Origin of the sequence: Variovorax sp. PAMC28562 (assembly GCF_014303735.1) — a bacterium.
Classification (GTDB): domain Bacteria; phylum Pseudomonadota; class Gammaproteobacteria; order Burkholderiales; family Burkholderiaceae_C; genus Variovorax.
Map to the genome: position 1 here is coordinate 387663 of NZ_CP060296.1, position 22416 is coordinate 410078.

At 64.1% G+C, this 22416-nt stretch carries 24 protein-coding genes and 1 tRNA gene; 12 read left to right on the plus strand and 13 right to left on the minus strand.

All coding sequences use genetic code 11. The features are described 5' to 3' along the window. The first annotated feature begins 3 nt into the window (after positions 1 to 3). Genes H7F36_RS01905 through H7F36_RS01915 form a run of 3 tightly spaced genes read left to right on the plus strand, consistent with a single transcriptional unit; the run spans position 4 to position 3728 of the window. The gene (locus H7F36_RS01905; RefSeq protein WP_187053092.1) at positions 4 to 1122 is read left to right on the plus strand and encodes an FAD-dependent monooxygenase; all 1119 of its coding nucleotides are present in this window, start codon (positions 4 to 6) and stop codon (positions 1120 to 1122) included. Between the two features lie 45 nt (positions 1123 to 1167). Further along, a complete protein-coding gene (locus tag H7F36_RS01910; protein WP_187053093.1) occupies positions 1168 to 1896 on the plus strand; it encodes a DsbC family protein in 729 nt (242 codons plus the stop codon). Continuing rightward, the gene (locus H7F36_RS01915; RefSeq protein WP_187053094.1) at positions 1896 to 3728 is read left to right on the plus strand and encodes a M61 family metallopeptidase; all 1833 of its coding nucleotides are present in this window, start codon (positions 1896 to 1898) and stop codon (positions 3726 to 3728) included. The genes H7F36_RS01910 and H7F36_RS01915 overlap by 1 nt, the downstream gene beginning before the upstream one ends. Positions 3729 to 3766: 38 nt before the next feature. Here the strand turns inward: H7F36_RS01915 and H7F36_RS01920 are convergent, their stop codons facing one another. After that, complete coding sequence (locus tag H7F36_RS01920; protein WP_187053095.1) at positions 3767 to 4231, minus strand: CopD family protein; 465 nt, start codon at positions 4229 to 4231, stop codon at positions 3767 to 3769. Positions 4232 to 4364: 133 nt separating this feature from the next. Between H7F36_RS01920 and H7F36_RS01925 the strand changes: the two genes are divergently transcribed. After that, positions 4365 to 5144 carry an enoyl-CoA hydratase gene (locus H7F36_RS01925; protein ID WP_187053096.1) on the plus strand — a complete coding sequence of 260 codons (780 nt, stop codon included), beginning with the start codon at positions 4365 to 4367 and terminating at the stop codon, positions 5142 to 5144. Positions 5145 to 5183: 39 nt separating this feature from the next. Here H7F36_RS01925 and H7F36_RS01930 read toward each other — a convergent pair whose 3' ends face one another. Both H7F36_RS01930 and H7F36_RS01935 read right to left on the minus strand, forming a co-directional pair. Beyond that, on the minus strand, positions 5184 to 6578 hold the full coding sequence (locus tag H7F36_RS01930) for a hypothetical protein (protein WP_187053097.1): 1395 nt from the start codon (positions 6576 to 6578) through the stop codon (positions 5184 to 5186). Continuing rightward, complete coding sequence (locus H7F36_RS01935) at positions 6575 to 7255, minus strand: sigma-70 family RNA polymerase sigma factor (protein ID WP_261802467.1); 681 nt, start codon at positions 7253 to 7255, stop codon at positions 6575 to 6577. Before H7F36_RS01935 ends, H7F36_RS01930 begins: the two co-directional genes overlap by 4 nt. 90 nt (positions 7256 to 7345) lie before the next feature. On the opposite strand from H7F36_RS01935, the gene H7F36_RS01940 reads away from it, so the two are divergent. From H7F36_RS01940 to H7F36_RS01950, 3 genes are all read left to right on the plus strand, one after another. Continuing rightward, positions 7346 to 7422 (plus strand) — tRNA-Met (locus H7F36_RS01940). 344 nt (positions 7423 to 7766) lie between these two features. Beyond that, positions 7767 to 7976 (plus strand): hypothetical protein, encoded by a 210-nt coding sequence (locus tag H7F36_RS01945; RefSeq protein ID WP_187053098.1) that lies wholly within the window; start codon positions 7767 to 7769, stop codon positions 7974 to 7976. Next, complete coding sequence (locus H7F36_RS01950) at positions 7973 to 8365, plus strand: DUF4149 domain-containing protein (RefSeq protein WP_187053099.1); 393 nt, start codon at positions 7973 to 7975, stop codon at positions 8363 to 8365. The genes H7F36_RS01945 and H7F36_RS01950 overlap by 4 nt, the downstream gene beginning before the upstream one ends. Positions 8366 to 8672: 307 nt before the next feature. On the opposite strand, the gene H7F36_RS01955 is transcribed toward H7F36_RS01950, so the two are convergent. From H7F36_RS01955 to H7F36_RS01965, 3 genes are all read right to left on the minus strand, one after another. Beyond that, the gene (locus tag H7F36_RS01955) at positions 8673 to 9965 is read right to left on the minus strand and encodes a solute carrier family 23 protein (protein ID WP_187053100.1); all 1293 of its coding nucleotides are present in this window, start codon (positions 9963 to 9965) and stop codon (positions 8673 to 8675) included. 10 nt (positions 9966 to 9975) lie between these two features. Next, a complete protein-coding gene (locus H7F36_RS01960) occupies positions 9976 to 11433 on the minus strand; it encodes an NCS1 family nucleobase:cation symporter-1 (RefSeq protein ID WP_187053101.1) in 1458 nt (485 codons plus the stop codon). 221 nt (positions 11434 to 11654) lie between these two features. Then, entirely contained in the window at positions 11655 to 12557 is a 903-nt protein-coding gene (locus H7F36_RS01965) for a LysR family transcriptional regulator (protein WP_187053102.1), read from the minus strand. A 104-nt stretch (positions 12558 to 12661) separates the two neighbouring features. Between H7F36_RS01965 and H7F36_RS01970 the strand changes: the two genes are divergently transcribed. Then, positions 12662 to 13690 carry an NAD-dependent epimerase/dehydratase family protein gene (locus H7F36_RS01970; RefSeq protein ID WP_187053103.1) on the plus strand — a complete coding sequence of 343 codons (1029 nt, stop codon included), beginning with the start codon at positions 12662 to 12664 and terminating at the stop codon, positions 13688 to 13690. Between the two features lie 368 nt (positions 13691 to 14058). Here H7F36_RS01970 and H7F36_RS01975 read toward each other — a convergent pair whose 3' ends face one another. From H7F36_RS01975 to H7F36_RS02005, 7 genes are all read right to left on the minus strand, one after another. Further along, complete coding sequence (locus H7F36_RS01975; protein ID WP_187053104.1) at positions 14059 to 15300, minus strand: hypothetical protein; 1242 nt, start codon at positions 15298 to 15300, stop codon at positions 14059 to 14061. 29 nt (positions 15301 to 15329) lie between these two features. Beyond that, positions 15330 to 16079 carry a hypothetical protein gene (locus H7F36_RS01980; RefSeq protein ID WP_187053105.1) on the minus strand — a complete coding sequence of 250 codons (750 nt, stop codon included), beginning with the start codon at positions 16077 to 16079 and terminating at the stop codon, positions 15330 to 15332. A gap of 29 nt (positions 16080 to 16108) precedes the next feature. Then, complete coding sequence (locus tag H7F36_RS01985; protein ID WP_187053106.1) at positions 16109 to 16684, minus strand: hypothetical protein; 576 nt, start codon at positions 16682 to 16684, stop codon at positions 16109 to 16111. 6 nt (positions 16685 to 16690) lie between these two features. Continuing rightward, positions 16691 to 16966 carry a DnaJ domain-containing protein gene (locus H7F36_RS01990; protein WP_187053107.1) on the minus strand — a complete coding sequence of 92 codons (276 nt, stop codon included), beginning with the start codon at positions 16964 to 16966 and terminating at the stop codon, positions 16691 to 16693. Positions 16967 to 17335: 369 nt separating this feature from the next. Next, the gene (locus H7F36_RS01995; protein WP_187053108.1) at positions 17336 to 17650 is read right to left on the minus strand and encodes a type II toxin-antitoxin system RelE/ParE family toxin; all 315 of its coding nucleotides are present in this window, start codon (positions 17648 to 17650) and stop codon (positions 17336 to 17338) included. Next, positions 17647 to 17934, minus strand: a complete 288-nt coding sequence (locus H7F36_RS02000; protein WP_187053109.1) for a YlcI/YnfO family protein — start codon at positions 17932 to 17934, stop codon at positions 17647 to 17649. Before H7F36_RS02000 ends, H7F36_RS01995 begins: the two co-directional genes overlap by 4 nt. Before the next feature lie 111 nt (positions 17935 to 18045). Then, complete coding sequence (locus H7F36_RS02005; protein WP_187053110.1) at positions 18046 to 19272, minus strand: PQQ-dependent sugar dehydrogenase; 1227 nt, start codon at positions 19270 to 19272, stop codon at positions 18046 to 18048. 268 nt (positions 19273 to 19540) lie between these two features. Here H7F36_RS02005 and H7F36_RS02010 point away from each other — a divergent pair, with 268 nt between their 5' ends. The 4 genes from H7F36_RS02010 to H7F36_RS02025 all read left to right on the plus strand — a co-directional run bounded on the left by H7F36_RS02010 (position 19541) and on the right by H7F36_RS02025 (position 22244). After that, positions 19541 to 20113, plus strand: coding sequence for a DUF2239 family protein (locus H7F36_RS02010; RefSeq protein WP_187053111.1), 573 nt, complete (start codon positions 19541 to 19543; stop codon positions 20111 to 20113). 91 nt (positions 20114 to 20204) lie between these two features. Further along, positions 20205 to 21608, plus strand: a complete 1404-nt coding sequence (locus H7F36_RS02015) for an MATE family efflux transporter (RefSeq protein WP_187053112.1) — start codon at positions 20205 to 20207, stop codon at positions 21606 to 21608. Positions 21609 to 21621: 13 nt separating this feature from the next. Then, complete coding sequence (locus H7F36_RS02020; RefSeq protein WP_261802468.1) at positions 21622 to 21900, plus strand: GIY-YIG nuclease family protein; 279 nt, start codon at positions 21622 to 21624, stop codon at positions 21898 to 21900. Continuing rightward, positions 21897 to 22244: a hypothetical protein gene (locus H7F36_RS02025; RefSeq protein ID WP_187053114.1), complete on the plus strand. Its 348-nt coding sequence runs from the start codon at positions 21897 to 21899 to the stop codon at positions 22242 to 22244. Before H7F36_RS02020 ends, H7F36_RS02025 begins: the two co-directional genes overlap by 4 nt. Positions 22245 to 22416 lie beyond the last annotated feature (172 nt).

Below are 22416 nucleotides of genomic sequence, written 5' to 3' on the forward strand. Positions count from 1 at the left end.
CCGATGTCTCTTCCCCCCGAAGTCTGTATTCGCGGCGCCGGCATCGTCGGCCGCACGCTGGCGCTGTTGTTGGCGCGCGAACGCGTCAGGGTGGCGCTCGTGTCGCCGCAACTGCCGAACCCCCACGAAGACGTGCGCGCCTATGCGCTCAATGCCGCCTCCCGGACCTTGCTCGAAGGACTCCGCGCCTGGCCCGATGCGCAGCACGCGACCGAAGTCCGCGAGATGCAGGTCAACGGCGACGCAGGTGGTCGCGTGCAGTTCAGCGCCCCGAGCCAAAAGGTCGATGCGCTGGCCTGGATCGTCGACGTGCCGGCGCTGGAACGCCAGCTGAGCGATGCGGTCCGCTTTCAGCCACGCATCGACGTCGTGGCCGAGCCGGTGCCGGCGGCGCTCACCGTGGTGTGCGAGGGCAAGGTCAGCACGACACGTGACGCACTCGGCGTGCGATATGAGGTCACGCGCTACCCGCAACATGCGATCGCCGCGCGACTCGAAGCCGAACAACCGCATGGGGAGATCGCGCGCCAGTGGTTCGACGACCGCGGCGAGGTGCTGGCATTGCTTCCGGTCGGCGGCTCCGGTAGTCGCTCGCTGGCGCTGGTCTGGTCGGTCGACCAACTGCGCGCGCCGGCGTTGCTGGCCCTGAGCGCAGACGACTTCGCCGCGGCGGTGCGCGAAGCCAGTCAAGACGCGTTGGGTGCTTTGACGCTCACGAGCGAGCGTGCCGCCTGGCCCCTGCAACGCGCCATCGCCGATCGCTGGAGCGGCACGATGGCCGACGGCAAGGCATGGGCGCTGGCGGGTGACGCGGCGCACACTGTGCATCCGCTCGCGGGCCAAGGCCTCAATCTGGGCCTGGCCGATGCGGCCGAACTGGCCTCGGTACTGAAGGGCCGCGAGTATTGGCGGGGCGTCGGCGATGCGCGTCTGCTGCGCCGCTACGAGCGCGCCCGTCGCACCGACGTGCTGTCGATGAGCCTCGCGACCGACGCGCTACAACAACTCTTCGCGCATCGCACCGAGCCGCTGCCGGCACTGCGCAACTGGGGCATGCGTGGCTTCGATCGCACGCGGTTCGTCAAACAGTGGATCGCCCGGCAGGCCATGGGCCTTCCCTGACGCCTTCCGGCATCACACTCACTCAACGATTTAAACGGTCCTCTCATGAAACTCGCTTGCAAACTTCTTGCCGTCTTCGGCTTCGGGGCTGCCCTGCTCACCAGCTTCAATGCGCTGGCCGGCGAAGCCGAAATCCGAAAGAACCTCGCGGCGCGCATTCCGCAGTTCGCGAAGATCGACGAGGTTTCCAAATCGCCGATCGCCGGCGTGTACGAAGTCCGCATCAACGGCGCCGAAATCTTCTACACCGATGAGCAGGGCAACTACCTGCTTCAAGGCAATCTCATCGATGTGAAGGCGCGTAAGAACCTGACCGAAGCGCGGGTCGAAAAGCTCAGCGAGGTCGCATTCGACAAGCTGCCGGTGAACGACGCTTTCAAGATCGTGCGCGGCAACGGCAAGCGCAAGCTCGCAGTTTTCGAAGATCCCAACTGCGGCTACTGCAAGCACTTCGAGCGTGACCTGAAAACGGTCGACAACGTGACGGTCTATCTCTTCCTGTACCCGGTGCTCGGTGCGGATTCGACTGCCAAGGCGCGCAATATCTGGTGCGCCAAAGACAAGGTCAAAAGCTGGAACGACTGGATGTCGAGCGAGGTCAAGCCCGATGCGGCCAGCGCGGATTGCGATGTCGCCGCCGTGCAACGTAATGTCGAATTCGGCCGCAAGTACAACATCACCGGCACGCCGACGTTGATCTTCAGCGACGGCTCGCGCGCACCGGGCGCGATTCCTGCAGCCCAGGTCGAGCAGAAACTCAGCGCAGCCAACTGATGGGCGCGCCCCGGAGCGCGGCAAATGCAACTGCAACTGCAACTGCAGCGGCCATTCACTATCGCGTCGAATGCGCCGACCGCAATGCACATCTGTTTGCGGTCACCCTCACCATCGATCGGCCGGCACCGCATCAACGCGTGTCGCTGCCGGTGTGGATTCCGGGCAGCTATCTGGTTCGTGAGTTCGCCAAGAACCTGCAAGGCCTCAACGCGAAGCAAGGTCGCCGCAACATCGGCATCGCGCAACTCGACAAGTGCACATGGGAAGTCGATTGCACGCCTGGTCAGCCATTGGTGCTTCGCTATGAAGTGTGTGCATACGACAACTCGGTGCGCACCGCGTGGCTCGACGTCGACCGCGGCTTTTTCAACGGCACGAGCCTGTGCCTGCGGGTCGATGCCCAGACCGATTCGGCGCATGCGATCGAAGTCGTGGCGCCCAAAGTGTTGCCGGGCCACGCCCGTTGGTCTTGCGTTACTGCACTCTTCGGCGCCAAGGTCGACAAACAGGGCTTCGGCGTCTACTGGGCTGCCGACTATGACGAGTTGGCCGACAGCCCCTTCGAAATGGGCGCGTTCTGGAGCGGAGAGTTCGAAGCCTGCGGCGTGCCGCACCGCTTCGTCGTCGCAGGCGCTACCGCTTCGTTCGACAGCGAGCGCCTCATCGCCGACACCAAAGCCATCTGCGAAACCGAGATGCGTTTCTGGCACGGCGACAAGGTCGGCAAGCGGGGCGGCGCGAAGCTTCCGTTCGACCACTACGTCTTTATGCTGAACGCGGTCGACGATGGTTATGGCGGCCTCGAACACCGGCACTCGACCGCATTGATCTGCACGCGCCGCGATCTGCCGCAACTCGGCGCGAAGAAGCAGCCCGAGGGGTACACCACGTTGATGGGGCTCATCAGTCACGAGTACTTCCACACCTGGAATGTGAAGCGCATGCGCCCCGCCGAGTTCGCGCGCTACGACTACACCCGCGAGAACCACACGCAGTTGCTGTGGCTCTTCGAAGGTTTCACCAGCTACTACGACGACCTGCTGCTGCGCCGCGCTGGCCGCATCGACGACGCGACCTATCTGCGCCTCATCAACAAGACCATCAACCAGGTCATGCAGACGCCGGGGCGACTGGTTCAATCGGTCGCGGACGCCAGTTTCGACGCCTGGGTCAAGTACTACCGGCAGGACGAGCAGACACCCAATGGCACGGTCAGCTACTACACCAAGGGCGCGCTGGTCGCGATGTGCTTCGACCTGACGCTGCGCAGCGAAGGCAAGGGCACGCTCGACGACGTGATGCGTTTGCTGTGGACGAAAAGTGCTGGCGGCCCGATCGAAGAAGCCGATGTGGCGAAAGCGCTCGAATCAGTGGGCGGCCGTTCGTATGCGAGCGAGATCGCGCAATGGGTGCACTCGACTGACGAGTTGCCGCTGTCGGGCTTGCTGCGCGCACACGGCATCGCCACGCTCGATGACCCGGCGCAACGCGCGCAGGAACTCGGCCTGCGCGTGACGGAGACCAACGGCAGCGTGCAGGTCAAGGTGGTGCTGCGCGGCGGCGCTGCAGAAGCCGCCGGCTTCGCGGCGCACGACGAATGGATCGGCATCGAATTACCGACGCGCAAAGGGCAGCCGACGCAGGCCTGGCGCATCACGAAGATCGAAGACCTGGCGCTCTACCTCGGGCCGCAGAAAAAGATGATCGCCATCGTCGCGCGTGACCGTCGCCTGCTGCGTCTGCCGCTCACGCTGCCGACAGGCGTGACGACATGGCGCCTCTTCGCCAAGGATGCCGCGTTGACGACGAAGTGGCTGACCGGAAACTAGGCGAACCGTCGACTTGAGTCGACCACGGCCAGCGTCGCCTACAAAACGCGGCCGACCACCGCGATCACGAACACGAGCACGCCCAGCGCGAGGTTGATCGCGACGAGCATGCGGATGGTGGCGAGCGCCTTGCCGGCGGCCGGCCAATCGCGTGACGCCACGAAACGCGCCAGCTTCGGAAATCCGGCGAAGCGGATGTGGCCGTACATCGCCATCATCACCAGCCCCAACGCCAGCATCGCGTGAACGCTCCAGTGCACCCGCGCGAAACCGCCGGCCATGGCGACCATCGCGAAACCGGTGAGCAGCAACAACACGATCGCGCCACCGACCCAGCCCAGAAAACGCTCGAGCGCTGCCGCCATGAACGGCAAGCGCAGCGGTGGTTCCAGCACGGCGACGGCGGCAGGACGGACGGCGAAGTGCATCGTCGCCATGCCGCCGACCCAAAACGCGGCGGCGAGAAGATGCACGCAAAGCAGGGAAGAAATAAGCAGGTTCATCGTGGGTCGGTCTTGGTTGCCGGAGTGGTCTGGCAGTGTCGCACCCCGCGCGCCTTCGCACCAATTTGCAGGGGCTTCGCTATAGTGAGCCGCAGCCATTTCCCAAAACTTTTTCATTGCCAACGGAGACACCATGAGCTACGAAAACATCGAAGTCCGCACCGAAGCCGGCAAGGTCGGCATCGTCACGCTGAACCGCCCCAAAGCCCTCAACGCGCTGAACGACGCGCTCATGACCGAACTCGGTGCTGCGCTCAAGGCCTTCGATGCCGACGAAGCCATCGGCTGCATGATCATCACCGGCAGCGAGCGAGCGTTCGCGGCCGGCGCCGACATCGGCGCCATGGCCAAATTCAGTTTCGTGGACGCCTACAAGGGCGACTACATCACGCGCAATTGGGAAACCATCCGCACCATCCGCAAGCCGGTGATCGCGGCAGTGAGCGGCTTTGCACTCGGCGGTGGCTGCGAGCTCGCGATGATGTGCGACTTCATCATCGCGGCCGACAACGCCAAGTTCGGTCAGCCTGAAATCAAGCTGGGTGTGATTCCCGGCGCGGGCGGCACGCAGCGTCTGCCGCGGGCGGTCGGCAAGAGCAAGGCGATGGACATGGCACTGACCGGCCGCATGATGGACGCGACCGAAGCCGAGCGCGCCGGGCTGGTAAGCCGCATCGTGCCGTTCGACAAGCTGGCCGACGAAGCACTCGGCGCCGCGTTGGTCATCGCCGATTTCTCGCAGATCGCGGTGATGGCAGCCAAGGAATCGGTCAATCGCGCTTTCGAGAGCGGGCTGTCGGATGGCGTGATGTTCGAGCGCCGACTGTTCCATGCGCTGTTCGCGACGAACGATCAGAAAGAAGGCATGGACGCCTTCGTCGGCAAGCGCAAGGCCGACTTCAAGAACGCCTGAAGTCGGTACCGCCCGCGCCCGAAGCCAGTGCTCCGCCGCTTATCGCGGCGCTTCCGCTGATGTCGCACCGGGCGGTGACCCTGCCGCAGGAGCAGCCGGAGGTGCCGGATCGGCTCGCGGCGCTGGCGCAACCGCCTCCGCTAATGAGCGCACCAATGCCGCGAGCGACCCTGCCGACGGCGCACCCGTGGCCGGTGGTGCCGTACCTTCACGCCAACGCACCTGCTCTCGGGCGAGTTCGAGCACCGCCAATACTTTGCCGTCACGCTCGAACGTCAACCGCCACTCGGCCCCACCAACGAATCGCTGCGCGCCCACGGCAGTGATCGCCGCAGAGCCGATCAGCGGCAGCAACTCACGTCCTTCGGCGCGCGACAGGCTGTGCGTTTCGCCACCGCTTTGCGCGATGGTGAGCCGCGTCCACTGCGACAGCGCGGCGAAGGTCGGCGGGTCGGTGGCTTCGGTGCGTACGGTCGATGTCGGTGCGGCTTTGGCCGCGCGTGCGGGAGGCGCTGCGGCTGCACCGGGCGTACCGGGCAGCCCGGGTGCTGCTGCACCGGCAGGCGGTGAGGCGCCTGCCGCCGGCTGATCGGCGGCGCTGGAATCCCGTGACTTCGCGGCAGCGGCAGGTGTTGCTGTTGGTGCAATGGATTGCGCCGGTGCCGTCGGTATCGGCTCCAGTTTGAGCACCGAGCGCGGCGGCGCTTGCTCAGCCTCCGCGCGCTTGGACGAACTCTCAAGGTCGGCCGCCGCCGCTTTCGGCTCGCGAGCCCGCTCCGGTGCGGGTGCGGGTGCGGGTGCCGGTGCCGGTGCCGGTGCCGGCGAAGCTTCGACTTTGGGTGGCGCAACGACTGCAGGCGCAGGCTCGGAAATCGCTGGTGGCGCAGGCGTCGCATTTGCTGCGGCCGTCTCGGTCGCCGTGCCCGGCGTCGGGGCCGGAACAGACGTCGTCGAAGGCTCCTGATGCGCCTCGACCGTGGGTAGCGCGGGCGCCGCGTTGCGAGGCTCCAGTCCCGGCATCGGCGTGGTGTCTATGGGCTCCGGTGGAAGCGTGTTTGCAGCTTCACGGGCCGTCGGCGCCGCACTCGACTGCGCTTCGCTATCGAGCCGCGCCTCGGGCACCGGCTCGTGCTGCCACAGCGCCGTCACGATAACGCCCACCAGCACGGTCGCGAACGCCGCATTCCACGGCATGCGGCTGCGACCGCTTTCGCCACCGATACCCAGCAGGCGCTTCCACAGCGGAACCATCGGCGCCAGCGAAATGTCTTCGTCGCGCGGCTCGACCGCCTCCCGCGCGCGCTGCTGAATGGTCCGGCGAATGCGCCAGTCCGGCGCGACAGCGGCATCGGGAGCGTTCTGCAGCGCACGCCGGAGCACCGGATCATCGAACTCGTCGGGGAAGGCCACATTGCCCATCGGTTCGTCGCTCATTTGCGAACCCTCAGCACGGACAAGTAGCGCTCCATGCACTCCCGCAATTTCTTGATGCCATAGCGCAATCGACTCTTCACCGTTTCGAAATGCGTGTCGAGCGCATCGGCCAGCGCCTCGACCGTGAAGCCATCTTCGTGATGCAACAAAAACGCAGCGCGCTGATCGTCGGGCAACTCATCCAGGCAGGCCAGCAGACGCCGGCCCGCAGCACGCCAGAAAGCGATTTCTTCGGCCGACGGATGGGCCGCATCGGACGGCGACGCACCTTCGTTCAGCAAGCCGCGGCTGAACAGCCGTCCGGCTTCGAGGCCATCACCGTCTTCGTCGTGGGCATAGAACTGCACCTCGCGTCCGCTCACGCGCAAGCGGTCCATCGCGAGGTTGTGGGCGATGGTGAAGGCCCAGGTACGCCACGCCGCGCCTTGCGGAGAAAAGCTGGCGCGCGCCGTCACTATCCGCAGCCACGTGTCTTGAAACACCTCGTCGACCTCGGCCGACAAACGCAACCCCAGCAAGCGCTTGACGAAGCGATACAGCGCGTTTTCATGACGTGCATAGAGCATGTCGAAAGCGGCCGCGTCGCCTGCCGCATAGGCGAGCATCAATTGATCGTCCCCCATGGCGTCGGGGGTGGTCGGGGTAGCGGGGTCCGCTTCGAGGGTGGGAGCGAGCATCGGGCGATTTTCACCTGAGCTTGTACGGACGGCGATGCCGTTCGGGGTCGATTGTCGAAGAGTTCACGGGCCGGCTATAATCTTGGGCTCGGCTCTTTAGCTCAGTCGGTTAGAGCGATGGAATCATAATCCACAGGTCCGCGGTTCGAATCCGTGAAGAGCCACCAGACCCAGCAACGGAAGCCCGCTATCGAACTGATAGCGGGCTTTTTTATTTGCGGACGCTTGTAGGCAATCTGTAGACGACGTCCAAGCGTCTCCTTGAAGGGACGATCACGTTTTGGCACCGTCTATTGCAGCGGACTCACATTCATGGGGCAGGCAACCTGGTATCTGCCCGATGCGGCGTTCACCGGCACAGCCAGCTTCGGCCAAGGATTGGCATCGACGGAACGCCTTTGGCATCCAAACTGCCGCCCGTGCACTGCGAACCGTGTGAACCACAGGTCTTTAGCGTGGCGATCCGGCCGCCAGCCTGCAAGCCTGCGCGCCCTCGGGCAGACTAGAAAACATGCCACGACGCAATTCCCCAAACGACATCCGCGACCTCGATGACCTGAGCCGCCTGGCCGACGTGGTGGTCGACAAACGCCAGGGTCAGCGCGCCGCGGCGAAGAAGAACCGCCGCAACCGGCACTACGAGAAGCAGTTCACCCGCAATGCGCTCGCACATCTGCCTAGCGGTAAGGCTGTTGCGGACCATGGCGCCGAACCCGCATGATCCAGGCGCTGGCGGTTCTCACCACGGCCCTGCTGTTCGGCGGCATGGCTCTGTATTCGTTCGGCTTCGCGGCCTTCCTGTTCACGGCCTTGCCCCCCGACGTTGCAGGCGCCACATTGCGGCGCGCGTTTCCAGCGTTCTATCTGTTCGTGATTGCGGCCGCGGCAATCGGCGCGGGCCTGCTGTGGCCTCTGGATGCGGTGGCTGCCGGGCTGATGGCGGCCATTGCCATCACGACAGTGCCCTCGCGCCAGTTGCTGATGCCAGCTATCAATGCCGCCACCGACCAAGGGATGCGCCAGCGCTTCAAGTGGCTGCACGGCATGTCTGTAGTAATTACGCTGGCGCACATCGTGGCTGCTGGCGCTGTGCTGGTGCGGCTGGTCTGAGTGAATCACGCCCTCAGAACTGATGGACGAAACGCTCATGCAGCTGCGCGAGATTTCCACGCGCAATGACGGAGTGGTCGCGCCTCGCTCCAGACTTCGATTTCGAAGGGCCGCAAGATCTTAATGACGACCGCGGCCAACCAGTGCGACACCAGTACGGTGACCAGAATACCTATGCCCGCCCGCCGGACGGCACGCAGCCAATCACGTGAATCGACACGTGCGCGGGCCGGCCAGAACTGGGCGATGAACTCACGGACTTGATCGGAGAACGACCTGCGGCGCGGTCCCAAGGCGCGGCTCGACTTCACGCATTGCGCGCGCGACCAAGCAATGCATACAGCAGGATCGCGCCGAAGGTCGCCGTACCGATCCCGCCCAGCGCGAACTGACCAAACTTCAAAGTGAAATCACCGGTGCCGATGATCAAAGTAATGGCCGCGACGATCAGATTGCGGTTCTGCGAAAAGTCGACCTTGTTGTCGACCCAGATCTTGGCGCCGGCCACCGCAATCAACCCGAACACCACGATGCTCACACCGCCCATAACCGGCAACGGAATCGCCTGGATCAGCGCGCCGAACTTCGGCGAGAAGCCCAGCAGCAGCGCGATCAGCGCGGCCACCACGAACACCGCCGTCGAGTAGATGCGCGTGGCCGCCATGACGCCGATGTTCTCCGCATACGTCGTGACGCCGGTGCCGCCGACGGAGCCGCTCACCACGGTCGCGATGCCGTCACCGATGAAAGCGCGGCCCATATAGCGGTCGAGATTACGACCCGTCATGGCGGTCACGGCCTTCAGGTGGCCGAGGTTCTCGGCGACCAGGATGATCGCAACCGGCGCGATCAGCAGCATGGCGTTGCCGGTAAACACCGGCGCAGTGAACGCCGGCATACCGAACCACGCCGCGCTCGCGATGCCGCTCAAGTCCACCGGCTTGCCCAGACCCAAACCATTGGTCAGAACGGCATAGACCAGCGTGGCGAGCACCAGCCCCGCGAGGATCAACAGGCGTTGCAGCATGCCGCGCCCGAACACCGCGACCAGTCCGACGCACAGGAAGGTGGCGGCCTGCATCCACGCATCGAAGTTGCCCGCCGCCATGTTTTTGATCGGCACGCTGGCCAGGTTGAGCCCGATGACGGCGACCACGGCGCCAGTGACGACCGGTGGCATGAAGCGCTCGATCCAGCCGGTGCCGACCCATTGCACCAATGCGCCGATAGCGATGTAGACGACGCCGCACGCAACGATGCCTCCGAGCGCGACGGCGAGATTGTCGTTCGGGCCCTTGCCTGCGTAGCCGCTGGCCGCGATCACCACGCCGATGAAGGCGAAGCTCGAGCCCAGGTAGCTCGGCACGCGCCCGCCGGTCACGAAGAAAAAGATCAGCGTGCCGACACCGCTCATCAAGATCGCGATGTTCGGGTTGAAGCCCATCAGGATCGGCGCCAGAACGGTGGCGCCGAACATGGCGATGACGTGCTGCACGCCCATGGCCGCGGTTTGCGGCCACGGAAGACGCTCGTCGGGCGCGACGACGCTGCCGCTGATGGCCTGGACTTCGCGCCAGCGCGGAAAGTAGGAATCGGACATACGGTTTCCTTCAAACGAGCACGGTCGCCACGGCGGCTCGTGGACGCAGTGTCGCCATGATCAGATACGTGCCGCCACCGATGAGCACCCCGAAGAACCAGCCGTACGTGTTCCACCAGGCCGGCAGCAGATTGGTGAAGTTGGGCAGGATGGTCGAGAAGATCGAACCGATCGCCACCGCCACAAGAGCGTTCACGTTCCAACCGCCCTCGTAGCGGTATTCGCCAAACTCCTGATAGAGCGCCGCCACATTGATGTTGCCCTTGGCCACGAGGTAATAGTCGACCAGGATGATGCCGAGCAGCGGGCCCATCGTGGCGCCGATGGCATTCACGAAGTGCGCTGCATTGCCTTCCCACGGTGCGAAGGGATACAGCACGAGCGCGATGGCGGCAGCGATGTAGCCGCCCTTCTTGAAGTTGATCTGCTTGGGGAAAACGTTGGAGATGTCGAACGCGGCCGACACGAAGTTGGCCACCACGTTGATGCCGAGCGTCGCGACGGCGAACGTCATGGCAGCGATCAGCGCCAGCACCCAGCTGTCGAACTTGGCTGAAATCTGCTCCGGGTGCAGCAGCACTTCGCCGTAGACCTTGAAAGCCGCGATGGTGGTCACGCCAGCGACCAAAGAGAAAGCGATCAGGTTGACCGGCAGGCCCCAAATGTTGCCCTTCTTCACCGCATCCTTGTTCTTCGCGTATCTGGAAAAGTCGCAGAAGTTGAGGTAAAGCGCTGCGAAGTAAGTGATCCACGTGGCAGCGACCGCCATCAACGCCCAGAACGAACCGGGCTCGCCGTTGACGCCGGCGTCCTTGGTCTTGGCCAGCAAGACATCCATCGGAATGCCGTGGTCGAAAGAGAAGCCTCCCGCTTTCACGCACAGGCCGATCGCCAGGATCAGCATGGCAACCCACACGGCCGGCCCCGCCCAGTCCTGGAACTTGCGAACGGTTTCCATCCCACGCTGGATGATGAGCAGTTGCAACGCCCAGATCACCACGTAGCAAATCACCTCCAGCCCCGAATGGCCGAGGAAGTGCGTGCCCTTGTGAAATTCCATCAGGGCGTCGCTGCGGATCAGCAGTGCGACCATCGCGCCCGAGGCTGCAGCGGTTTGCGCGCCGTACCAAAAACAGGCGACCACCGCGCGCACGACGGCAGCCAGGTTGGCGCCCCATACCCCGAACGAGGCGCGCGCCAGCACCGGATACGGCACCCCCGTCTTCTCGCCCGCATAGCCGATCAGGTTCATAAGGGCGAAGATCACCAGCGAGCCCAGCCCGATCGCTACGACGAAGTTGACGAAGCTGCCACACAAGAGAAAAAGACTTGCGGCAAGGTAGTACCCCCACAGGCTGTGCACGTCAGACGTCCACACGTTAAAGATGCTGAAAGCACCCCAGTTGCGCTCTTTGGCCGGCGCCAGGTCCTCGTTGTAGAGGCCTGGGGAAGGGTTCTTGATTTCCATGGTGGCGGCTCCTTTGTTTTTGCCAGCGCAATGCCACTCACGCTGATATGCAAGAACTGTATGCACTTTTGCATGGAATCATGAACAGGGTTTTTCCGGGTTCTGGAAAAAGCGTCGGTCGCCATCAGCAAGAGGCAGCTTCGATGGCGCACTCGCAGGCTTCTAACGACAGCGATCGAGCGAGCACCAGTCGTTCAGACGGGTAACCGAGGCAATGGAGTTCAAACGTTTGCGTAAGCCGCCATGCCTTCGACTAGCGCGTCGAAGGTGACGCGGCAACGTGGGCTGCCACGCAAGTCTTCATGCATCGTCACCCAGGTCTCGAGCGGCAGCGAGAACACCTTTGGCATCACGCGGACCAAAGCGGGATCTCGTTTGGCCAGCGGCACCTGGCACATGCCGATGCCTGCACCAGCGCGAATCAGCGCCAGTTGGGCAAGGTTGCTGTCGCTTCGCAAAGAAAATTGGTCACGTCGCAATCCCTTGAGCGACTTCTCGGCCTGGCGCAGATAGCCCGTCATCTGGTCGTAGCCGATGGAGGAATGACCGTGCAGCTGACCGACGTTGCGAGGGGTACCGTGGCGGTCGAGATAGTCGCGTCGGGCATGCAGGCCGAGCTCGATCCGGCCGATGCGCCGTGCCACCAACTGCTCTTGTCTAGGCGCCGCCATCCGCACAGCGATGTCGGCCTCGCGCAGCAACAGGTCCTGCACCCGATCTGTCAGCACCAGTTCGATCTTCAGGTCGGGATGTGATTCGCGCAGCCGGGCCAGCACCGCCGGCAGCACCTCGACCCCCACCACGTCGCTGCAACTGACCCGCACGATCCCTTTGATGGCGACTCCGTCTCCGCCCTGGCTCCCGGCCGCACGCTCGAGTGCCGCTGCCGTGCTTTCCATCGCCTGCGCATGGCCGCGCAACGAGGTAGCCGTCTCGGTCGGCAGGAGGCCTGCCTGCGACCGGGTGAACAGCACCACGCCGAGCGCCTTCTCCAGCGCCGCAATGTGACGCCCGACGGTAGGCTGCGTGATGCCGAGCGTGCGCGCCGCTCCCGACAGCGAGCCTTCCGTCAACACGCCCAGAAACGAACGATAGAACTCCCAGCCGATGGTCGTCGAAGTCATACGTAAATGTATGGCCGTTGGGCGATGCTGGCTAATTCCATTTGTACCGACCTCCGCTCAGACTTCGCTCATCGACGAACAATCGTTGAAACAAGGAGCACGAAATGGGCAACGACAGCAACAACGGCATGACGGCTCTGGTACTGGGGGCGACAGGAGGCATCGGGGGCGAGGTAGCCCGGCAGCTTCGAGACGCAGGATGGAGAGTTCGCGCGCTGACGCGAGGGACCGCTGGCACCGCACCTCGCGATGAAGGTCTGACATGGCTGAACGGCGATGCCATGAGCCATGAGGACGTGATGCGGTGCGCCGAGGGTTGCAAAGTCATCGTGCACGCGGTCAACCCGCCCGGCTACCGCAACTGGGAGACGTTCGTGCTGCCGATGCTCGACAACACGATTGCCGCCGCCGCGGCGCACGGCGCCACCATCGTCCTGCCAGGAACCGTCTACAACTTCGGACCGGACGCATTTCCGCTCCTCGACGAAGAGTCTCCGCAGCATCCGGTGACACGCAAGGGCATGATTCGCGTCGAGTTGGAGCGGCGCCTGGAGGCGGCGAGCCGACGGGGTATCCGCTCCATCATCGTGCGCGCCGGTGATTTTTTTGGGCCCAAGCCCGGCAACAGCTGGTTTGCTCAAGGCTTGCTGAAGTCCGGTCAGCCGGTTGCCTCGATCGCCAACCCTGCCGAAGCAGGCGTTGGTCACCAGTGGGCGTACCTGCCGGATGTAGCACGGACCATGGTTGAACTGTTGGCCCGCCGCGAGGCACTGGGCGCCTTTGAGCGCTTCCACATGGCGGGACACTGGGACGCCACCGGATTGCAGATGGCACAGGCAATTCAGCGCGTCGTCGCACGCCGCACCGCAAAGGCTCCGCCCATCAAAAGAACGCCATGGTGGCTGATGCGGGTGGCCGCGCCGTTCGTACCGACGCTGCGCGAACTGCTGGAGATGCGGTACTTGTGGAAAGAGCCGGTACAGATGGTCAACAGCCGGCTGGTCCAAGTACTGGGACGCGAGCCGCACACGCCCCTGGATCAGGCGGTCGAGGCTTCGCTGATCGGCATGGGTTGCGTGCACGTCTCGTCATCACCGGGCGTGCAGCCCGTCAGTTGTCCAGATGCTGTGTGAGGGGGATACAGTCGCGAAATATTGAATGCTGTCGCGGGCCATCAGGGCTTGTCGATCTACGCCATTGCCAAGCTCGCGGATGTGCCGTACCGGCGGGCCCACGCCCACCTTGGCGGGTTGATTGATTGAACGACAACTATCGGGCGGCTGATTCACCGGGTTGATGCAGCACACTGTCTGCGCCGGTTGAATCTTGACCCACCGGGGATGCGGATGAAGTCTTGGACTGTCAGGAGGTGAACTGACTTCCAAGAGTTGGACAAACTTCAAGGGGAGCGCTGTTGCGAAGTCTTTATGCAGCAAAGGGCAGGACAAATTCAGATGTTGCGATGGTCTGACATCCATCAGCCAGCGCCCTCGCTCTATGCCTACTCAGTGATATTGCACTCTTGGCGCAGCAGCGCCAACGCATCCTCGGTGGCTTGCACCCCGTCGCTGCGCAGCACAGGCTCGGCCTCGTCGATGAAGGCGTTCCACAGGTGCAGGTAGTCGCGCCGCAGCGACACCGGGGCGTGCTGCAGCACGAACTGCCGGGGCAGATCGGCATCCAGGCCTGAGGTCCGGATCTTCTTGACCAAGGTTGCTGCGGTCTTTCTGGTCAGCAGCGTGGCGTGTTTGCCATGCGTGGCGATGCGCAGGAACAGTGTCAGCAGCGAACTGTCGTCGCTGTGGCCCGTGGTGGCCTTCTGCCACAAGAGGCTGTCGCTGCGCTCGAAATGGTCCAGGTCAGCCATGGTGTCCTCGGACCAGAAATAGCGGCCCAGGAGGGCCGGCGTCTGGTCGAAGAGCTTGCGCACGCTGAGCGTGGTATCCAGAATCCGGGGCATGTCCTGCACGACAGAAGCTCGCACGGACTGCACCACCGCCAGGTACTTCGCCGGCAGGTCTTTGGGCAAGCCCATGGAGACCGGCGCCGCCTGGTCATCGGCCCGCGACGCGTATTTCGTACGCAGGCCCAGCACCATTTTCTCGAACGCGGTCCAATCCGGCATGGCGCTGCGCCGGCATGCGCGCACCAGCAGCGCTGTGCGCATTACGGCCTCCGCGTCCTTGCCGGCATCCTCCAGGTCATCGGCATCCAGGCCCAGCTGGGCCGCCATCCAGACGGCTGCTTCCACCAAGGTGGTAGCGAGACTGCGCGCGGCGCGCTCGGCCTGGTACTCGGGCAGGCTGCGCAGGGACCATTTGGCAAGCAAGGGGATGTGCTTGTCCTTGAAGACTCCGTGCTCCTGCATGCCGAAATGGCTGCTCTGGGGCATGGCGATCAGCGCCTTGAGCATGTCTGAGCCGCCCTTGGAGCGCGACAGCAAACTGTGGTCGCGCAGGGACTCGGCGGCCTGAGTCAGGTCGCCGCCGGTCGAATGTTCCAGGTACAAGCTCACCAGGTTGATCAGCCGGTCCCTGGCTCTTTCCAGGTCGGGACGCAGGTACTCGGTGCCGAAATAGCGCGCGATCTGCACCATGCCCTTGGGCGCTTCCTGGGACATGGCGGCCAGCTTGGCGGACGCGATGATGCCGTGGCGCACGCCGTGCTGCAGGGCCTTCTCGAAGAAGGGCCGCTCGTCGAACAGAGCGACGGGCTGGGGAGCGGTGTGCGAGGGCGTGGACATCGTGGATTCAGGCGCTGTGGATGGGGCCGTCAGATCGCCGACTCTTCCTCGTCGTCGCGCGCCGCCGGTGTGCCGTGGCCGCGGTCGGTGTCGCGGGTCTCCACGCGCGTATCTTCATCATCAGCCTCTTCTTCCTCGTTCCCCACGCCGAGGTTGTGGGCGCGTGCCTGTGCACGCAAGACGAGCAAGGTCTCGGTGAACAGGTCGGGGCACTCGTAGCGCATGCGCCAGGCCAGCTCCATCCAGTCCTGGTCGGCCACCTCGTCCAGATGGACCCTGGGGTTGAGGTAGGCCGACGCCAGCAGCTCGGACTCGGACATCATCTCGCCGTCTTCTTCATCGGTGTCGAAGTTCCCGCTGCGGGCGAAGGATTCGATGCGCGCCCACTTCTCGGCGAAGTAGTTGGCCATGGCTTCGCTGCCGCCCTCCAGATCGCCCACGGCGGTCAAGAACGCCACCGGGTCCGCGTCCTCCCGGAAGACGATGGCGTTCACCATGCCGCGCAGGTGCGTGTGGGTGAGATCCTTGTAGCGCTTCTCAATGACGATGGCGTGCGCGAACTGCGCGGGGGTGACCAGCAGGCTCACAACCGACTCGCGGGACGGGTCGTACTCGCGCATCACTGCCAGGATGTCCTTGGGCTCCAACTGGTCCAGCACCACCATCAGTGCGCTGTCGCCCTCGGTGTCGGCCAGTTCGGTGAGAGCGGACTCGGCGCCGGCAATGTCGCCTGCGGCAATCAGGCTCTGGGTCTTCGTGATCAGGGCGAGGTGGTTCATTGCGGTGGGTGCTTTGCGCGCGGGGCCATTCAGTCTTTGCGGTCGAAGCCGCGCTCGGCCATCCAGTCAGCGCGGGCGTCCTCGCGGGTCTGGCCATCGGCGTCGTCCAGGTCATCGGCCGACAGCGGATGGCGATCGTCCGTGTCGTGCTCGGCATCGGGGTTGTCCGCGTCTTCTTCGCTGTCGTCCTGGTCGCCTGCAAGGACTGGCGCATGCCGAGTGCTGCCCGCCATGTATTCCAAAGCGGCTGCCACGCTCAGGAAGTTGTCACCGGCGGCCTGCTCACGCAGCAATTGCACGGTGGCCTTGGCCCAGGGGGCGATGTCGATGCTTTCCCGCAGGCTCTCCCACGCGGTCAGGTCTCCGGACTCGCAGGCCAGCAACTGGTCCATAGCCGGCGTGGACGTGAAGTGGAAGGCCTTGTGCAGCAAGACCGCCACCATCTCGGGAGCGACTTCAAGCATGTTGACCAGGAACGCCATCTCGCTGCGCCGCTCGGCCAGCCGCCGGTCCAGCACGAACTGCCCATCGGAGTCGTGGCGCATGTCGTCGAGTTCTGCCAGGTAGGAGGAATGCAGATTGCGGAAGAAGGGAGATACGTGCATCGAGGCCTAAATGAGCCGTTGGAAATAGTCTGACCAGATCCCGCGCGCCGTTTCCATCGGATCGTCGAGAAGATTACGCTTGCGGTTGTTGTCGTAGGTCTCACGCTTGGCCTGGTCGCCGAGGATTTCATAAGCCTCCTGTACAGCGCGGAAACGCGTAGCGGCATCCGGCGCAGAGTTGCGGTCCGGGTGGTGCCGGGCGGCTTGACGGCGGTAGGCCTTCTTGATGTCCGCCAGACTCGCGCTGCTACTGACACCCAGGGCGAGATAGTGGTCTTGCATGCGGTGCGCTCCTGCGTTACGGGTGTGACGGCGAACCGCAAAAGGCGACGATTCTGCATGATCTTTGGTCAGAAGCCCGGTGCTGGGTGACACGGCATTGGCTTCCCCTTGATGCCAGGCCTTCTTTCAAGGTCCATTGATGCCTCGGTCTCGCGGATGCGCTGGCGACGCTCGTCGGTCGTCGACCCGATAGACCGCGGAGGTATCGCAGGCTGGGTTCGGAGGTCGGTACAGCTGGTGAAGTTAAAAAATCAGTCGCGAGGGCGATGAATTCACCTGCTGAACCCTTTTGAACAGAACCTGGCAGGTCTGGAAATTTGCCAATTTCGACGCCGGTTGGACGCTTGCCGGCGGGACGGTGGCGGAGCGTCAGTGATAGTCATCTTCGCGCTGGTGCCTGATGGCAGCGATCACCACCGAGTCGCTCGCTTCGATCTCGAACAGTGCGACGTACCCGCTGCCACCAAAAGGAATCACCAGCTCACGAACGAACGGATCGTCGCTCGCCTTGCGGCACGTGAATGGAGAGAAACTGAGCATCGCGATCGCATTTCTGATCGCGGCCAACGCGCGGTCTGCCACGGCGAGGTCCCCGTTTCGACTCAGTTCGCGCTCGAGGATGAAATCGAAAAGACGCTCCAGATCGTCAGCAGCTTGCTGCGTGAACCTTATCTGATAGCTCACCCGTGCGCCGCTTGCGCTTTGGCCCTTGCCTTTGCACCTGCCAACTTCGCCTCGAGGCGGTTCAGCACCATGGTCGCATCGACGTAGACGCCGCTTTTCTTTGCGTCTGCCAAAGAGCGCTTGCCGCGTACCAGAAACTCGGCTTGGTCGCGCCGCTGACGCACCGAAGCGCGTAGGGCCGACTCAACGAATTCGGAGAGTGACTCGCCCTCGCCAAGCACCTGCTCGACCTCGCTTCGGAAGGCAGGATCCACGCGGACAGATGGGATGGTTGCTGTCTTCATGATCAAACTGTATCGCATTTGCGCTACAACACTAACGGCTGTCGTGGTCAAGAACCTGTTTGGTCACAGGAAGAAACAGCGTTCTCCACGCGCACCATTGCTTTGGCATGACTACTTCGGAGTCAGCCGGTACAAGCCGCCCGCGTGGTCGTCCTCAATCAACCACAGCGCGCCATCCGGCGCCTGCTCGACGTCGCGGACACGGAAGCCGACTCCCCAGTGCTCGGCCGGTGTCGCGATCGCGCCGTGCACCTCGATCCGGTGCAGGGCGCGGCTTACGAGGCCGCTTGCGAAGGCAGAGCCCTTCCAATTCGGGAACATCGCGCCGCTGTAGAACATCAGGTTGCCGGGCGCGAGGACGGGTGTCCAATAGATCACGGGTTTGGCAAGGTCGGCGCGCGTGTCGGGGCTTGCAATGGGTACGCCGTCGTAGTTCACCGCATAGGAGACAAGGGGCCAACCGTAGTTCTTACCCGGCTCGATCAGGTTGAGTTCGTCGCCGCCGCGCGGCCCGTGCTCGAGTTCCCAAAGCCGGCCATCCGGCGCGAATGCGAGGCCGTAGGGCGTGCGATGCCCCGAGGTCCAAGTCTCGGAAGGCGTCAGATTGGGGCCGTCGAAAACATAGGTGCCCACGACCGGCGCGGTTTTAGCGGACTCCGTATCTCTTGGCGGATCGATCACTGGGACCGACCGTGCGCCGGTCTTGCCCTCCATCGGGTTGCCGGGTGCGGGCTTGCCGTCCAGGGTCAAACGCAGGATCTTGCCTGCCGGTTGGTTCGGGTCCTGGGCGGGAGTAAATCGCTGTCGATCGCCCGCTGTGAGGAAGAGAAAGGTCTGGTCCGGCGAAAAGGCCACAGCGGCGCCGACCTGGCCCCCCCTGCCCTTGATCGGGTCGCGCCAGACAACCTTCAGGTCCCCCAGCGAGGCGGTGCCAGCGCCAATCTTGAGCGTCGCGCGGGCGAGCGCCAGGCTCGAAGTCCCCGGGTCCTGACCGGGCTCTGAATAGGTCAGGTAGATCGCCCCATTGCTGGAATATGCCGGGGCCAAGTAGACGCCGAGCAGGCCGTTCTGCCCTTCGTGCAGCACGGGCGGCACGCCAGTGACTTCGAGCTTCTGCCCGGATTGGGTCACGAGAAAGAGCTTGCCGCTCTTCTCGGTGATCAGCATGCGTCCGTCCGGCAGAAATGCGATGCGCCACGGCAGATCGAATTGCGCGAACTTCGTGAGCTTGAACGGAGGTGATGGGGTGGGAGGCAGAGATCCGGCGTTGATCTGCGCCACAACGGGCGTTGCACAGACGATCAACCAGGGGATGAGTCCGAACTTCGGGAATTGCATGCTTCGCTCGCCAGTGGCCAAGCAGGAGAGTATCCGGCGGGCGTGAAAGCAGCGCCGTGCACCGGGCTATCGGCGCGATGAGCGATGAGCCGTTCATCAACACCAGCGTGTGTTGCCAAGCTGCCGTGTCGTGCGCCGGCTCCAGACTGATTGCAGACGTTCAATCGCAGGATGCCGCTACTGTGCGAGCGATGGAAGGTCCGTGTTGCCAAGTTAATTTACCCGGGTGTTATTGACCCTTTAATTTAACCCGGATAAAATTCTCGGCATGGATCCCGCGAAACCACTCACTTACACAGCCTTCCTGGAGGGGCGCCGCCTAATTACCGGGCCCTTGCACGAGGTCGCCGTGGCCGTTCTACGGGCGCAGCAGAGGCAACCTGACGGACATCCACTGGTTTTTAACGATGCCAGCGGTCAGTCTGCCGACCTCGACCTGCGCGGCGACGAAGAAGCCGTCGCGGCGCGCTACACGATGGCTGCGCCGACCCCAACACCCAAAGGCCGCGGTCGGCCGAAGCTCGGCGTGGTCGCGCGGGAAGTGACACTGCTGCCAGAACACTGGGACTGGCTTGCCGCGCAACCGAGCGGCGCCTCAGTGGCCTTGCGTAAGCTCGTGCACGAAGCGCGGCGCAACGGCGGCGAACGGGACCGGACGCGCCAGGCGCGTGACCGCGCGTATCACGCCATGTCCACACTGGCCGGCAGCCTGGCCGGCTTCGAGGAAGCATCGCGGGCATTGTTTGCCGGTGACCACGAGCGGCTGGTGACGCAGATGGCCGCATGGCCAGACGACGTGCGGGGGTACGTGCTGGAACTCGCCGAACCTGCACCCGGCTAAGCCGGGCCTCTTTCCCATTTTTGCAATCAACGCGCGGCTCCTGGCCGCTGCGCTGCGGGCATACGCACGCCCGCAATCCACCAGAGCCCTCATGAACACGCCAGACACGACAACCCCCGACGGACCGGTGCCCGCGCTGCGCGCGCACTACCTTGCGCTGCTGACGCCTTTGATCCTGACGCACATGCTGCAAAGCGCGGGCGGCTTGCTCGATGGCTTCTGGCTCGGGCATCTGCTGGGCGTGCGTGGTATCGCGACAGCTGCGTCGTTCTATCCCGTGTTCTTCTTGCTGCTCTCACTGATCATCGGACTGGGGGCCGGCTCGACCATCCTTGCGGGACAAGCATGGGGGGCACGCGATGTGGCGCAGGTGCGCCGGGTCGGTGCGACGGCCTTTCTGGCTTCACTTGGTATGGGGCTTGCGGTCGCGCTGGCCGGTGCATGGTCTTCGCCGTGGTTGATGCAAGCTCTCGGTACGCCGCCAGACATCTTGCCGACGGCAATAGGCTATGCGCGCGCCATGTTTCTGGTGATGCCCCTTGTATTCGTTGTGTGGGCGGGCCTGTCCCTGAGTCGTGGCACCGGCGACGCGCTCTCGCCTATGTGGGCGTTGCTGGCCGCGACGCTGGTTGGCGCGGTTTGCACACCGCTGCTCGTTGCAGGCACGCCCTTGGGCGCGGCTGGCGTGGCAGTTTCAGCCCTCGTCGCACAGTTGGCCGCGCTAACTGTGTTGATACGGCGCTGGCGTCTGCATGACCATCCGCTCGCCCCTGGCGCGGGTTGGCAGGACTGGAAACCGAGTGCGACCATCGCCAGACGCATGTTGCGCATCGGCCTGCCGGCCTCCTTGCAGATGCTGGCGATGGCGCTTGCGGAGATCGTGCTGCTAAGCCTGGTGAACCGCCACGGGTCGAGCTCGACTGCTGCCTATGGTGCAGCGATGCAGGTCCTCAGCTGGGTGCAGTTCCCGGCAATGAGCCTGGGCATTGCCGCGGCGATCTTGAGCGCGCACGCAGTTGGGGCAGGACGACGCGATCGGCTGCCGGCGATCGTGCGCACGGGCTTGCGCTTGAACGCACTGGTGACCGCGCTGTTCGTCGCCGCGGCGCATCTGCTGGCGCCATTCGCGTTGCGCGTGTTCCTGGAGCCAGGCCCTGTCCTGGAGCAGGCAGTCGCCGTCGTGCGCACCGTGGCATGGGGTGTGGTGTTGCTTGGATGGAGCAACGTCTTGGTGAGTGCCATGCGCGCGAGCGGCGCGGCGCTGGTGCCGGCGCTCCTGAGCATGGCCGCCATCATTGGCATCGAATTGCCGGTGGCCGTGGCGCTGGAAGCGCGCTTCGGTCTGGCCGGTGTGTTCTGGGCCTGTCCGGCCGCGTTCCTGGCCATGCTGGTACTGCACGGCCTCTACTACCGTCACAAGGAGAAAAAAGATGGACTCTTCCGCCAACCAAGCGTCGCGATCGGCGCGGCGGGCGATCGCGCGCCAGGCGCGTGACGCCTTCCCGCCCATGGGCATCTATGCCATCCGCGACCACGCGAGCGGTCACCTGCTGCTCGGCGCGAGCCGCAACGTGCACGCGGCGCTGAATCGCGCCCGCTTCGAGCTACGCATGGGCAAGCAGGCAGACCGCGTGCTGCAGGCCGCGTGGGATCGAAGCGGTGTGGAAGGACTCGACTTCGAAGTGCTGGAACTCTTGAAGGAACGAGCGGATGCGCACTTCGACTATGCGGGCGAACTGAAAGCGCTGGAGCAGATCCATCGCGAACTGCAAGGGCTGGCGCCATGAGCAAAGAAGCCTTGCAGGCCTGCGTGGACCGGCACCTGGAGCACGCGGCGATGGTGTTCATCCTCGACGACAAACTTGGCACCCACCACGGCCTGTCGTGGGCCGACTTCGTGCTGCTGACAATGCTGGATGCCGCCGGCGGCGCTGTGCTCGCGACGGAACTCGCGCGCACCTTGCGCACGCCGGCCTCGCGCTTACTCCAGCGACTGCTGCCCCTGGAAAAGATCGGGCTGGTGGAGCGCGCTGCCGATGGCGACTGCAAGCGCCGCATCACGTTGCGCCCGCAAGGCTGGCGACGGCTGCACGAGGCACGGGAAACGGCCGCGAACGCATGTGGAACCTGATGTCCACGCGGCAGGTAGGCATCGTGGAGCGAACCCGAGCTGACCTACGAAGTAATTGCCAACGACCATGCAACGGAGGTCAGCATTTGACCGATCAACGCCGCTGACGAAACCGCAACCAGTGGCGGATTTCACGGGTCGACGCAACGGATTCGCTGAACATCTCAGCGGG

Excerpts from the sequence above, each read along its gene's own strand:
- H7F36_RS01905 (WP_187053092.1), top strand. The coding sequence starts at position 4 with ATGTCTCTTCCCCCCGAAGTCTGTATTCGCGGCGCCGGCATCGTCGGC.
- H7F36_RS01910 (WP_187053093.1), top strand. The coding sequence starts at position 1,168 with ATGAAACTCGCTTGCAAACTTCTTGCCGTCTTCGGCTTCGGGGCTGCC.
- H7F36_RS01915 (WP_187053094.1), top strand. The coding sequence starts at position 1,896 with ATGGGCGCGCCCCGGAGCGCGGCAAATGCAACTGCAACTGCAACTGCA.
- H7F36_RS01920 (WP_187053095.1), bottom strand. The coding sequence starts at position 4,231 with ATGAACCTGCTTATTTCTTCCCTGCTTTGCGTGCATCTTCTCGCCGCC.
- H7F36_RS01925 (WP_187053096.1), top strand. The coding sequence starts at position 4,365 with ATGAGCTACGAAAACATCGAAGTCCGCACCGAAGCCGGCAAGGTCGGC.
- H7F36_RS01930 (WP_187053097.1), bottom strand. The coding sequence starts at position 6,578 with ATGAGCGACGAACCGATGGGCAATGTGGCCTTCCCCGACGAGTTCGAT.
- H7F36_RS01935 (WP_261802467.1), bottom strand. The coding sequence starts at position 7,255 with ATGCTCGCTCCCACCCTCGAAGCGGACCCCGCTACCCCGACCACCCCC.
- H7F36_RS01945 (WP_187053098.1), top strand. The coding sequence starts at position 7,767 with ATGCCACGACGCAATTCCCCAAACGACATCCGCGACCTCGATGACCTG.
- H7F36_RS01950 (WP_187053099.1), top strand. The coding sequence starts at position 7,973 with ATGATCCAGGCGCTGGCGGTTCTCACCACGGCCCTGCTGTTCGGCGGC.
- H7F36_RS01955 (WP_187053100.1), bottom strand. The coding sequence starts at position 9,965 with ATGTCCGATTCCTACTTTCCGCGCTGGCGCGAAGTCCAGGCCATCAGC.
- H7F36_RS01960 (WP_187053101.1), bottom strand. The coding sequence starts at position 11,433 with ATGGAAATCAAGAACCCTTCCCCAGGCCTCTACAACGAGGACCTGGCG.
- H7F36_RS01965 (WP_187053102.1), bottom strand. The coding sequence starts at position 12,557 with ATGACTTCGACGACCATCGGCTGGGAGTTCTATCGTTCGTTTCTGGGC.
- H7F36_RS01970 (WP_187053103.1), top strand. The coding sequence starts at position 12,662 with ATGGGCAACGACAGCAACAACGGCATGACGGCTCTGGTACTGGGGGCG.
- H7F36_RS01975 (WP_187053104.1), bottom strand. The coding sequence starts at position 15,300 with ATGTCCACGCCCTCGCACACCGCTCCCCAGCCCGTCGCTCTGTTCGAC.
- H7F36_RS01980 (WP_187053105.1), bottom strand. The coding sequence starts at position 16,079 with ATGAACCACCTCGCCCTGATCACGAAGACCCAGAGCCTGATTGCCGCA.
- H7F36_RS01985 (WP_187053106.1), bottom strand. The coding sequence starts at position 16,684 with ATGCACGTATCTCCCTTCTTCCGCAATCTGCATTCCTCCTACCTGGCA.
- H7F36_RS01990 (WP_187053107.1), bottom strand. The coding sequence starts at position 16,966 with ATGCAAGACCACTATCTCGCCCTGGGTGTCAGTAGCAGCGCGAGTCTG.
- H7F36_RS02000 (WP_187053109.1), bottom strand. The coding sequence starts at position 17,934 with ATGAAGACAGCAACCATCCCATCTGTCCGCGTGGATCCTGCCTTCCGA.
- H7F36_RS02005 (WP_187053110.1), bottom strand. The coding sequence starts at position 19,272 with ATGCAATTCCCGAAGTTCGGACTCATCCCCTGGTTGATCGTCTGTGCA.
- H7F36_RS02010 (WP_187053111.1), top strand. The coding sequence starts at position 19,541 with ATGGATCCCGCGAAACCACTCACTTACACAGCCTTCCTGGAGGGGCGC.
- H7F36_RS02015 (WP_187053112.1), top strand. The coding sequence starts at position 20,205 with ATGAACACGCCAGACACGACAACCCCCGACGGACCGGTGCCCGCGCTG.
- H7F36_RS02020 (WP_261802468.1), top strand. The coding sequence starts at position 21,622 with ATGGGCATCTATGCCATCCGCGACCACGCGAGCGGTCACCTGCTGCTC.
- H7F36_RS02025 (WP_187053114.1), top strand. The coding sequence starts at position 21,897 with ATGAGCAAAGAAGCCTTGCAGGCCTGCGTGGACCGGCACCTGGAGCAC.